This is a genomic window from Halanaerobium saccharolyticum (assembly GCF_003259895.1).
GTDB lineage: Bacteria > Bacillota > Halanaerobiia > Halanaerobiales > Halanaerobiaceae > Halanaerobium > Halanaerobium saccharolyticum_A.
On the sequence record NZ_QLME01000031.1, the window covers coordinates 1 to 12,374 of the forward strand.

The following is a 12,374-nucleotide window of genomic DNA, read 5'->3' on the forward strand; positions in this document are numbered from 1 at the left end:
AATCCCAATTATAAGGAGTTTTTCTATTTTAAGCAAGTATTTTCGCTGAAAATAGAACTTGACTTTTCTTAAATATTTTTATGCAATGCTAGTGATTAAATATAGCAAAAATTTTAAGGGTAAAAACTTTTTCCCTCACAGCACTGTTACAGATATTCTGAACAGAAATAATGAAGAATTATATTTAGCCACAGATTTGGGAGTTGTCAGTTATGATTTTGAAACCCAAAGTTTTAAAGAATTAAACATTCTTGATAATGATTATCTAGTTTACAGTTTGACAGAAAGTGATAATCGACTCTGGATTGGTACTTATAATAATGGACTTTTTTCTTATAATAAAAACACTGAAGAAATTAGACAGTATAAAATTGGAGACATTACAGATAATTTAATTTATGATACTCTCATTGATGCTCAAAATAGATTATGGGTTGCTACAAATAATGGCCTAAATTTAATAAATTTAGAAAATAGTGAAATAAAACAGTTTTATAAAGAGGTTAATAATCTCAAACAGCCGGCAAGTAATACATTTCGCGATCTTTATCTTGACAGTAATAATCGGGTCTGGATTGCTACAATCGGAGGTGGGGTTTCCTATTATAACGAAGATGGAACTTTTACAACTTATCTGGAAGAAGATGGACTGGCAAGTAATATTGTGACAGGAATTGCTGAAGATAAAGACTCAAAAATCTGGCTGGCCACTCATAGTGGTATTTCAATTATTGACAGTTTCAGTAATTCCATATTCAATTTAACTCCTGCAGATGGCATTGGAGGCTGGGAGTTTAATACAGCCTATTCTTCAGCAGATAAATCAGGTCTTCTTTTTGGAGGAAATCATGGAATTACTTTTTTGACAGATGATTTTTCGGAGAAAAATTCACAGTCACCTCCTGTCTATATAACGGATTTCCAATTATTCCAGAAATCTGTAGATAAAGACCGACAGATTTTCAACAATCAAATTTACAGCTTTAAAGCTGATGAAAATTATCTTTCATTCGAATTTGTAGCTCTGAACTATGATTCCCCTCAAAATATTAAATATTATTATAAACTGGATGGATTTGATGATAACTGGATTAATGCTGAAGATAGATATTTTAGCAGTTATTCTAATTTAAAAGCTGGAAATTATAAGTTTAAAGTTAGAGCAGAAACAATTAGAGGAAATCTAAGTCAAGAAGCAGTTTTAGACTTTAGAATTGAAAAACCCTGGTATCTAACTCTTCCGGCTTTTATATTATATATTTTAATTTTTACTGCAGCAGTTATTTTAATTATCAAACTAAGAGATTCTATAATAATCCATCAAAAAAATCAAGAACTGGAAACTTTAAACAGTAAACTTGCAGCAGCAAATAGTGAGTTAAAAGAAATATCAACTATTGATTCTTTAACAAAAATTTATAATCGTCATTATTTTAATAATAAGTTTAAAGATCTCTTTGCTCTCGGTAAAAGAAGCAAAACTCCTCTTTCCCTTATTATTTTTGATCTTGATAAATTTAAAAGTATTAATGATAATTATGGCCACCTTGTTGGTGATCAGGTATTAAAAACCGCTGCTTTAAGGGCAAAAAACATATTAAATAGAAATACAGATTTTATTGCAAGATATGGTGGAGATGAGTTTGTTATAGTTTTGTTTGATACAGAAAAATCAGGGGCAGAACAGGTAATAAGTGATGTTAAAAAAGCAATTGAAAAACCAATGGAAATTAAGCTAAATGGAAAAAACTTTGATTTACAGGTCAAAGGTAGTTTTGGTCTAAAAACAATAATTCCTGCTGCTGATGATAATTTTAATCAGACAATCAACCTGGCAGATCAAAATTTATATAAAAATAAGAGGAATAAATAATAAAATAGTGGATAACAAAAGACCATAGGTTTAAACTCCTATGGTCTTTAATATTAAAACATATTATTTATAACTATCTAATTGTACACTTTTCCTCATTTTTAAGTGATTTATAGGCAGGACGAATAATCTTATGATCACTGACCAGCTGCTCAATTCGATGTGCACACCAGCTGGCAACTCTAGCAGTAGCAAATAAAGGTGTAAATAACTCTTCCGGAATATTTAATAGCTGATAAACAAAGCCAGAATAAAGGTCTACATTAGCACAGATTTCACAGTCCTCTCCCCGCTGCTCTTTAAAGATCTCTTTTGTCAACTTTTCAATATTATCATATAATTCAAATTCTTCCAATTTACTCTTGGCCGCTGCCAGTTCTTTTGATTTTTTCTTTAAAATTACGGCTCTGGGATCACTTTTGGTATAAACTGCATGTCCCATCCCGTAGATTAATCCCTGCTGGTCAAAAACTTCTCCTTCTAAAATCTTTTCTAAATAATGTTTTAGTTTAGCTCTATCAGAGTAATCATTAAGATTTTCTTTAATATTATCAACCATTGCTTTTACTCTTAAATTAGCCCCTCCATGTTTAGGACCTTTAAGACTTCCTACAGCTGCTCCAACGGCAGAATAAGTATCAGTACCACTGGAAGAAACAACATGAGTTGTAAAGGCTGAATTATTACCTCCCCCGTGTTCTGCATGTAAAATTAATAAAAGATCCAGGGTCTCTTTTTCTAACTTAGTATATTTATTATTAGGTCTGATCATATGTAATATATTAGCAGCAGTTCCCAGACCATCAGTTGGATTATGCAGATATAAGCTCTTATCATCAAAATAATGAGCTTTAGCCTGAAATCCATAAGAAATAATAGTTGGAAATCTAGCTATTAATTTTAAACTCTGAATTAAAATCCGATCAATTTCCAGACAATCAGGCTTTTCATCATAAGAATAAAGAACCAGTATTGCCCGCTGCAGTTTATTCATTACATCACGACTGGGGCTTTTTAAAATTGTATTTTCTGTAAAATGAGGCGGTAATTTTCTAAAGCCATCAAGAATAGTATTGAATTTTTCCAATTCCTCTTCATCCGGCATTTCCCCAAATAATAATAGATAAACTATACTTTCAAAGCCAAATTCTCCGGTGTTTTTTACAAGTTCATCAATTTCTATATCTCTATAAAATAACTTCCCCTCAATTGAAGTTTTAACCCCATCACAGTAAGTATAACCATGAACTGAACCGATTTTAGTAAAGCCTACAACTACCCCAGTTCCATCCGAATTTCTTAAACCCTGTTTGATATCATACTGTCGGTAATATTCTTTATCAATTTTATTGACTCTTTCAACCTTTTCTGCTCTATCTTCAAGCCAGTTTTCCTTTAAATCTCTAATTAACCAATCTTTAGTTTCCACATTCTCACTCCTCAATTCTCAACTTATTGTGGATTAATAACCGAAAAATTCTGTAGATATATTTATTATAACAATATTAATTTTAAATAACATTTTCAACTTTTAATTTAAATATTATTCTCTACTCTGATTACACTTTTAATTTCAATTACATCATCAAGCTCTTTGATCTGAGTTAAGGACTTATTTAAATCTTTTTCTTTAACTGAATGAGTGATAAATACCAGTGGTACAACAGGATTATCTTTCTGTTTCTGCAGTACTGAAGCCAGACTGACATTATTATCACCAAATATTTTAGCAATATGAGCCATAACTCCTGGCTCATCTTTGACTTCAAAGCGCAGATAAAAGCTGTTTTCTATTTCATCAATTTTAACAACATTGCTTTCTAAAAAAGAGTCCATTCGCTGAACTTCACGCTGATTATGATTAATATCTTTAGCTACCTGAATAATATCTGCTGTTACAGCACTACCGGTAGGCATCTGTCCAGCCCCCCGGGCTGTAGACATGACCTGTCCAACCGCATCCCCATGTAAATAAACACAGTTATAAGTACCATTAATCATGGCCAGAGGATGATCTTCAGGCACAAAGGCCGGATGAACCCTGACATCTAAACCATTCGGGGCATTTTTGGCGATCGCAAGCAGCTTAATAACATAACCCATCTCCTGAGCCAGCTCTATATCAGCAATATCAACATCCCTTATTCCTTCTACATGAACTTCTTTAACATCAACAAAGCGCTCAAAGGCCAGCGAAGATAAAATAGTAATTTTATAGGCTGCATCATGTCCATCAATATCAGAGCTGGGATCAGCTTCTGCAAATCCAAGCTGCTGAGCATTTTTTAATGATTCAGCAAAATCTTTCTTTTCTTTACTCATATCAGTTAAAATATAATTGGTAGTTCCATTTAAAATACCATAAATCTTTTCAATTCTATTAGCAGCCAGGGAGTTTTGAAGCGGACGAATTATCGGTAAACCACCTGCTACACTGCCCTCATAACAGACCTGAACATCATTTTCGTCTGCTTTTCTAAAAATCCTCTTTCCATATTTGGCAATTACCAGTTTATTAGCAGTAACAATACTTTTGCCATTCTCAATAGCCTTAATTATGTAGTCATAAGCCGGCTGTTCTCCCCCAATTAATTCCACCACAATATCAATTTCTGGATTATTTATAATATCTTCAACTTTATCAGTTAATAAAGTTCTATTAATTTCAATATCCCGTTCTTTCTCAAGGTTATTAACTAATACCTTTGCTATTCGTACTTCAGTACCTACTTTATTCTTTATATTATCAGCATTCTTCTCCAAAATCTTTACTACTCCACTACCAACTGTACCAAGTCCTAAAATTCCTATTTTAAGCAAAATTATAACCTCCTGTAGTCTTATATTGCCTGATTCTCTCTTCTCTATTATTATACATTATATCAAGGAGTAATTGACTTGTCGACTTTTTAAAAAAATTTATTGATAAAATTAAAATATAGACAAAAATTAAATTGTAACAGCAGATCTAAAAGTCATACAGTCATCCAGGTAATCAAAACTATTTTAGCTGATAAAAAATTGGTTCTAAGCTAAAAGTTTATTTTTATATTAATTCTAAAAACTCTTCCCGCAATTGAGAAGAGCCTTTAGAAAAATATTTTATAATTTTCAATTAGAATTAAAAACTAAAAAATTCAAGAAATGTTCTAATAACACTGGCTCCCCCAACAGCAGTTCCAATTACACTGCCCAGGTTAGCTAAAATCACAATTAAAAGTATATGAGTAACCTTATTAGTATAAATTTCTTTAATACTGATTCCTTCTGAAAGTTTCTGGAAATCCTTAACCTGTGGCTTTTTAAAATAGGCTTCTGCCAGCCCGGCAAACCAACCTGCTGCCAGAGCTGGATTTAAAGAACTTAAAGGAGCTACAATAAATGCTGTTAAAATAGTTAGGATATGGCCCCTACCTAATAGTACACCTAAAGCTGATAAGGAACCATTCCAGATAATCCAGGCCTTAGTAACTTCAATCCCTGTACTTATATTATTAATAAAACTGGAAACAATAATTACTAAAACTACTGCCGGAATTCCCCAGGAAAAAATCTTTCCCCATTTAGCTTTGGGAGGCAGCACAGTAATTTTATTCAAATCCTGTTCTTTATAAATTTCCTTTTTTACCCCGGGTACGTGTGCTGCTCCTAAAACTGCAACAATTTTATCACCCGGTGCATTTTTGATTTTATTGGCTAAATATTGATCCCGCTCATCAAGTAAATATTTTTTAATACCTGGAAAAGATTTACCCATCTGCTCCAGCATCATATTTAAGGCGTCACCATTTTTTAGCTCGTCCATCTCTTCTTCAGTTATCTCTTCATCAACAAAAAGCATAGAAATAATCTGAAAAATTAGTTTCAGCTTCTCCCAGAGCCCAAGCCCTCTCCAGACTCTCTTAAAAGTAATTTGGATATTTCTATCAGCAAGTACCAGTTCAGCATCTATTTCTTTTGCTGAGGCAATCCCCTGCCGCATTTCCTGACCGGCACTGATCCCCAACTTTTCAGCCATCCGGCTCTGAAAAGAACTAATGATTAAATTAACTAATAATAATAATGACTTCTTCTCTTTTATCACCTGAAAAATATTCATTTCACTCCACTTATCTTCATCATTTATAGAACTGAATCTCTGCTCATCCAGCTCCACACAAACACTATCAGGTTCTTCAGTTTCAATAACTTCTTTAACCTGTTCTGCACTTTTTTTGGAAATATGTGCAGTTGGAATTAAAATTATATCTTTACCCTCATACTCGAGTCTCTGAATGTTGTCTTGATCCATAAAAACAGCTCCTTCTATATATTCTCTCATTTATCTATTATATCATTTATGAATGATTTATCAAAAAAATTTATTGGTAACAAAATCGTAAACTCTGTCCGGCAGCAGCCAGCGAAAAAATAATATTAATTTTGCATGAACCGGAACTGCATATCTTGCTTTAGGATGCGAATCTTCTGCGGCACGGATAATTGCCGAAGCAACAACCTCTGGCTGGGCAGCTATTCCACCTTCTCCATACATAATTTTATATTTGGAGGCCTTTCGTTGAGCCTGTTTTTGATAAATACCTTCTCCCGAAGTCTTAAGTAAATTTTCTCCTGCTGTTTCAGCCCAGTTAGTCTCAATTGCTCCCGGTTCAATCAAAATAACTTTTATCCCGAAATCTTTTAATTCATTTCTAAGACAGTCACTTAAACCTTCCAGGGCAAATTTACTGGCATGATACCAGCCTCCAAGTGGAGTCCATATTTTACCCGCAATTGAAGATATATTAATAATCTTGCCCGATTTATTTTCACGCATTCCCGGAATTACTAACTTAGTTAACTCTGATAATCCAAACAGATTTACTTCAAATTGTCTTCTGGCTTCTTCCACTGGTACTTCTTCTATCGCTCCATAGGCTCCATAACCAGCATTGTTAATTAAAATATCAATTTTACCATGAGCAGCTAAAATTTCCTGCACACAATTTTTTCTCATCTCTGCCTCAGTAATATCCATAATTTGATAGTAGCCATCTGGATACTCATTTAGATACTTTAGCTTTTCTTCAGTTCGAGCAGCACCATAAACTATATATCCTTTATTTAAAAACTTTTCTGCTGTAGAACGTCCAATACCACTGGAAGCACCCGTTATCAAAACAACTTTTCCATTCATCTCAATTACCTCCACCTATTATCGCTTATTTATTCTGGCGAAATTTTTCTACTTCTTCGGAAAGAGTATTAAATTCTCGATCAGCAATTTCCAGCATTCCGGCCAGAGCATAAAAACGCCGCTGTAGATGTTTGGGAAGTTCACCCTGAAATTTATAGTTCCGATCATGCTCAATTTCTGCCCAGGCGTGCTGAAGTATACTCCTGATCTGGATTTCAAATTTTAAACCAGCAAAAGTTTCAAGCTCTGTTGCAGTGATCTTATCCTGATTTAACTCTGCAATATAATGAATAGATTTATAGCCCATTTTATCAGCGTCAAGCAGATCAGATTTATCTTCACTGCGGGAATAATCAATTTTAAATAATTCTTTAATTATATCACTAATTTGATGAATTTCTTTTTCAAAAAGTGTAATAATTCTAATTCCAGTTAGATCTGTAATTTCGTTAACCGGATCATTATATTTATCACGCTCTGCTTTTTTTCGAAAACTTTCAACTGATTTCACTCTACTTTCAATACTGTGAAAAATAATATCATTTTCATTTAAGGCTTCCCTTAATATCACTTCAACCTCTGCCCTGAGATCTACATAGTTATGTCTATGCTTTTCGTACCACTTAACTGCCTGATTAACTATTTTTCTGTTGGCCATAGCAATTTCCTCCAATTAACTGCAGTCTCAAAACTACTGTGTAAAATCATAATTGAAAATTAATAGCTTTAACTTAACTTTTTGCTTTTAATTTTTGATAAAGTTCTGCATTAACAGCATCATAATAGGGCTGTACAAATAGAATTCCTATTCCAAAAAAGAGTGCTCCTAAGATAAACCAGCCTAAAAAAGAAAGATCAAGTATAAAAATATCCATTTTCTCCCCCGCAGTCATTTCTCGACTGAAATTTAAAGCTTTATTATGATCCAATTCTGGATTTTCAGCCATAATATAAGGGACAAAGCGATATTGATACATTTTAATTATCCCGGGAATAATTAAAAGCAGAGACCATAAGAAAATATAGATTCCCCTGAATAAAAGAGCTATAATAATATTTTTGTAATATTTTTTATCAAAATATTTAAGAAGATATGAAATTTGCGAACCACCTCTGCTCAACTCAATAAAATATCTTCTCCCCCCTACTTCCAGGATATAGCCTAAAAAGATTCTAAGTGCAAGAAAGATAAAAATTCCCAGAACAGCTATAAAAGCTATTTCCAGTCCAAATTCTCCCCCACCAGTAGTTCCTGTCGTGCTGCCGGAACTACCAAGATCAAGCTTATTATGGCTGCCCCCTGTTATAACAAGTATAAAACTGACAAAAAATGCCTGCCAGTAAAAACCTTTCAATTTACCCTTTGCTTTTTCTTTGAGTTCACTTCTGTTCCACATTTAAAATCCCCCTCTCACTTAACAGTATTTATTTTTCTTTTTAAAATATATTTCAAATTTAGTACTTTTTTAGTACCTTAATTATAATTCAGCATTTAATTTAAAAATCCTTTTAAAAAATTGAATTTAAACAATAAATCAAAAAATAATAATTTAAATAGGTTGTATAATTAATGTTGTGAAGAAAAAACTTTATCTTAATATCAATTATTATTATGCAGGAATTATCATTTTCATGTTTAATTATATAAATACAACTAATATTTCAAATCAGAAAGGGGTTATAATTATGAAAAAAGTTTTACTATTAACTGTTGTTTTAATGCTTAGTTTAAGTCTTAGTGTTTATGCTCATCCACCAGGAGAGATAGAAATGTCCTTCAATTCCGAGAATAACATGCTCGAAGTCACAATCCCACATAATTCTGATGACAGCAGTGCTCATTTTGTAAATGATGTTACAGTATCTTTAAATGGAGAACAACATATTGATCAGGTTTTTATTATGCAGACAGATGAAGAAAATCAGTATCTGCATTATATGATTCCAGGAGCTAAATCTGGTGATACCATTAGTTTAACTGCTGAATGTAATAGATTTGGCAGCAGTGAAAGAGAAATAACTGTAGAATAATTTTTTTGTTAGATCTAGATTATAATTTTACAAAGGGAGGTCGAAGATGGGTCAATGGATAATTCCACTGGGCATTAGTGCTCTGACATCACTTTTAATAACCTTTTTGTTGGGGATTAGATTTTTTAGAAAGATTTTTAATTTAAATCCCAGACTAAATTTGAAACTGCATAAAATATTTGCTTATATAACAGTTATCCTGGCGTCTACTCATGGATTATTGGTTTATATTCTTTATATGTAAAAAATTAATAAGAAAACCCGCTTTTGCTCTTCTCTTTATTTCTAGAAGTTGAGTTAATAAAGCGGGTTTTTAATATAAGTTTTTAAAATTTACTTAAAGATTTCGGATACTACTTCTTTAAATTCTCCATACATTTTTAAACCTTCAAGTTCTTTTAAACTTACAACCAGGGACTCATAATACCACTGCTGTTTCTTTTTTGGAGCACTAAATCTCTGCCAGAATCCTTCTGATTCTTTTTCTAAATCTCTTAATATACTGCGAGCATTGCTCAGTTTATCAGCACAGCAAATAGCCTTATTAATAAAGCTTGCCTCTTTTTGAAGATAATCAATTGTATGGTTTTTTCTTAAATCCCAGCTTCTTTCTTCTCTACCTGGTAATTCCTCAGAAGCTGATAAAACGAGCTCAAGAATTTCTTCATCAAATTCTTCTTTCAGATCAATTCTTGTTACTTCTGTATCCTCTAAGAGATCATGCAGCAGTCCAGCAGCAATAATCTTATCTTCAAAAGCATTTTCTTTTAAAATCATTGCCACCTCAAAGGGGTGAACAATATAGGGTACATCTCCCCCCTTTCGATAACCACCTCGATGGGCCTTAGCAGCATATTCCATTGCTTTTGCCACCAATTTATTTGCAAACATTACTCTCACCTCTTAACTAAAGTTTTAACATTTTACTGTTCTAATAATTATTCGAGCCTGTTCAAATCAAAATTATTCCAAGGCGAATTGAACTGCTTTTTTTGCATGTAATTCAGTTGTGTTGAAAATTGGAAGACTGCTATCTTTGTCTTTAATTAATAATGGAATTTCAGTACATCCTAAAATAATTCCTTCTGCACCTTTGTCTTTTAAGGATTCAATTATTTTTTTAAACTGCTCTCTCGACTCATCTTTTAATATTCCCGAAATGAGTTCCTGATAAATAACCTGGTGTATATAATCTCTTGCTTCTTGTTCAGGAATTATAACCTCAATTTCATATTTTTCTTCAATTCGGTTTTTATAAAAATCGCCTTCCATTGTATATTTAGTTCCCAGCAGTCCAACTTTTTTATAAGCTTCAGCTTCAATTTTTTCTGCAGCTGCATCTGCAATGTGCAGCAGCGGAATGCTAATATCCGCCTGGACTCTGGGAGCCATTTGATGCATAGTGTTAGCACCAATTAAAATCATATCTGCACCTGCAGCTTCTAATTTTTGAGCAATTGCAATCATTTTTTCACTTAATTTACCCCACTCACCTGCTGATTGATGTTTTTCTATTTCTGCAAAGTCAACTGAATACATAATTATTTCTGCCGAATGAGGCTCTCCCAGTCTTTTCTTTACTTCTCTATTTAATATTTTATAATAGTCAACTGTTGATTCCCAGCTCATACCACCAATTAAACCAATTTTTTTCATTCTAATTCCTCCCAATTATGTTATCTAAGTTTTTAGTTAAAATCAAACTTCAATTCAATAATATTCCTATTGTGATTTTCACTTTATATTTTTGCTTCAATCTCTGGGGCAAGAAAATTTAGAGCTGCTGAAATGATAATTGAATTTAGCAGATAAAATAGAATCAAAATCAAAATATTTCCCCCCATTAATGATAAAAGCATCTCCTGCAGAGCAGTGCCCAGAATAAGATCAGTTATATTTAGAGTTCCAAAAAATCCTATAAAAAAGACAATAGCTAAAAAACTGATTCGCAGAAAGATATTATACTTGTTTTTAAATAATTTTGCTAAAAAGACCCCCAGCAGGGCATAAAGAAGGATAAAGAAAAGCTAAACTGATTGCGGTATGAGTAAGATTTTTAATTCTCATTTTTTTATGTTCACCTCTATTATTTAATCCAATAAAACATTCTAAATCTACATTTAAGTTTAACATTTATTTGTTTCTGTGTAAATAATATGAGTTTCTGAGATTATATTTATACTAGAGTTTATATTCTGAAAATTAATGCCTTGTTTAGTATCTGTTTAAAAATGGAAGTTATTAATAGTTAACTATCTTTAATCAACTTTTTTCAACCTTGCTATTTCTCAGTTTTAGGACTATACTATATATACAAGGTTCTGAGGAAGTCCTAAGATTAAATGTTTACAAGTAGTTTTTTGAAATTCTTATTTAAGTAAATTTATTTTTAGATTTAGAAGAAGTCAAATGAGAGTTCAATTGATCAGATTGATGAAAGTTAATTTAAGATCAATTCCAGAGAAATTACTATTGATGGTAAGCAAAAAGAAATTATTAAGGGATAGTTTTCTTTAATAATAATCTTTGAGCAAATCAAAGATAGTAATGGAGGACTAAATCTAAAATAAAAAGAAAGAATAAGAAAAGTAAAAAGGCAAACTGTAAACAGGAGATCGACGAAGATTCGTCAGAACCTTGTATTTTTTTTGCCTTTTTACTTCTATTTTTACTTTCGTCCCTTATTTTTATACATACTTTTATCAGCCTGATTATAGACTTCGGCTAACTTTATATTCTTTTCTTTTGCAGTTGCACAGCCCAAGGAGATCTTAAATGGAATCGGAAAATCATTGGCAGAATTATATCTGTCAAATTCTTTTTTTATCCGATCACAAATTAGAGCTGTACCTTCACTTCCGGTTTCTGGAAGTAAAATGGCAAACTCATCCCCTCCTATTCTGGCTATAATATCTTCTCCTCGCAATAAATCCTTTAAAATTTTAGCTGATTTTTTTAAATAATCATCTCCCAACGGATGTCCATAATTATCATTTACAGTTTTTAAATTATCAAGATCTCCAATGATAATACTAATTGGATAACGACGAGACCCATCAAGCCTCTGCATTTCATTTTCAAAATAGCGGCGATTATAAAGTTCAGTCAGTGAGTCATGATAGGATAAATATTCTATTTCCCGTTCTCTCACAACTCTTCTGCTGACATCAACTAAATTGACCAGCAAGTAATCTTTTTCAATAGGATTAACTCTAAATTCAACGAATTTTTTATCACCCGATTTTGTCCTTATTTCGGAAACTCGATTATAATGCTCACCGTTTGCTAATCTTC

At 32.3% G+C, this 12,374-nt stretch carries 12 protein-coding genes; 3 read left to right on the forward strand and 9 right to left on the reverse strand.

What is annotated here, in order from left to right; genetic code table 11:
- The first annotated feature begins 91 nt into the window (after nucleotides 1-91).
- Nucleotides 92-1,873: a ligand-binding sensor domain-containing diguanylate cyclase gene (locus C7958_RS14010; RefSeq protein WP_166668723.1), complete on the forward strand. Its 1,782-nt coding sequence runs from the start codon at nucleotides 92-94 to the stop codon at nucleotides 1,871-1,873.
- 73 nt (nucleotides 1,874-1,946) lie between these two features.
- On the opposite strand, the gene C7958_RS14015 is transcribed toward C7958_RS14010, so the two are convergent.
- The 6 genes from C7958_RS14015 to C7958_RS14040 all read right to left on the reverse strand — a co-directional run bounded on the left by C7958_RS14015 (nucleotide 1,947) and on the right by C7958_RS14040 (nucleotide 8,446).
- Nucleotides 1,947-3,302: a citrate/2-methylcitrate synthase gene (locus C7958_RS14015; RefSeq protein WP_111573296.1), complete on the reverse strand. Its 1,356-nt coding sequence runs from the start codon at nucleotides 3,300-3,302 to the stop codon at nucleotides 1,947-1,949.
- A gap of 107 nt (nucleotides 3,303-3,409) precedes the next feature.
- Nucleotides 3,410-4,693 carry a homoserine dehydrogenase gene (locus C7958_RS14020; RefSeq protein WP_111573297.1) on the reverse strand — a complete coding sequence of 428 codons (1,284 nt, stop codon included), beginning with the start codon at nucleotides 4,691-4,693 and terminating at the stop codon, nucleotides 3,410-3,412.
- 301 nt (nucleotides 4,694-4,994) lie between these two features.
- On the reverse strand, nucleotides 4,995-6,164 hold the full coding sequence (locus C7958_RS14025) for a TraB/GumN family protein (protein ID WP_111573298.1): 1,170 nt from the start codon (nucleotides 6,162-6,164) through the stop codon (nucleotides 4,995-4,997).
- 60 nt (nucleotides 6,165-6,224) lie between these two features.
- Nucleotides 6,225-7,049 carry an oxidoreductase gene (locus C7958_RS14030; protein ID WP_111573299.1) on the reverse strand — a complete coding sequence of 275 codons (825 nt, stop codon included), beginning with the start codon at nucleotides 7,047-7,049 and terminating at the stop codon, nucleotides 6,225-6,227.
- A gap of 25 nt (nucleotides 7,050-7,074) precedes the next feature.
- Nucleotides 7,075-7,707, reverse strand: a complete 633-nt coding sequence (locus C7958_RS14035) for a GTP pyrophosphokinase (protein ID WP_111573300.1) — start codon at nucleotides 7,705-7,707, stop codon at nucleotides 7,075-7,077.
- 73 nt (nucleotides 7,708-7,780) lie between these two features.
- Nucleotides 7,781-8,446, reverse strand: a complete 666-nt coding sequence (locus C7958_RS14040) for a DUF975 family protein (RefSeq protein ID WP_111573301.1) — start codon at nucleotides 8,444-8,446, stop codon at nucleotides 7,781-7,783.
- A gap of 289 nt (nucleotides 8,447-8,735) precedes the next feature.
- Here C7958_RS14040 and C7958_RS14045 point away from each other — a divergent pair, with 289 nt between their 5' ends.
- Complete coding sequence (locus C7958_RS14045; RefSeq protein WP_111573302.1) at nucleotides 8,736-9,080, forward strand: hypothetical protein; 345 nt, start codon at nucleotides 8,736-8,738, stop codon at nucleotides 9,078-9,080.
- A gap of 46 nt (nucleotides 9,081-9,126) precedes the next feature.
- Nucleotides 9,127-9,324 (forward strand): hypothetical protein, encoded by a 198-nt coding sequence (locus tag C7958_RS14050; protein WP_111573303.1) that lies wholly within the window; start codon nucleotides 9,127-9,129, stop codon nucleotides 9,322-9,324.
- Nucleotides 9,325-9,413: 89 nt separating this feature from the next.
- Here the strand turns inward: C7958_RS14050 and C7958_RS14055 are convergent, their stop codons facing one another.
- The 3 genes from C7958_RS14055 to C7958_RS14065 all read right to left on the reverse strand — a co-directional run bounded on the left by C7958_RS14055 (nucleotide 9,414) and on the right by C7958_RS14065 (nucleotide 12,231).
- A complete protein-coding gene (locus C7958_RS14055; protein ID WP_111573304.1) occupies nucleotides 9,414-9,971 on the reverse strand; it encodes an HD domain-containing protein in 558 nt (185 codons plus the stop codon).
- 72 nt (nucleotides 9,972-10,043) lie between these two features.
- Nucleotides 10,044-10,736 (reverse strand): aspartate/glutamate racemase family protein, encoded by a 693-nt coding sequence (locus tag C7958_RS14060; RefSeq protein ID WP_111573305.1) that lies wholly within the window; start codon nucleotides 10,734-10,736, stop codon nucleotides 10,044-10,046.
- Between the two features lie 1,012 nt (nucleotides 10,737-11,748).
- Nucleotides 11,749-12,231, reverse strand: a complete 483-nt coding sequence (locus C7958_RS14065) for a GGDEF domain-containing protein (protein WP_181453831.1) — start codon at nucleotides 12,229-12,231, stop codon at nucleotides 11,749-11,751.
- Nucleotides 12,232-12,374 lie beyond the last annotated feature (143 nt).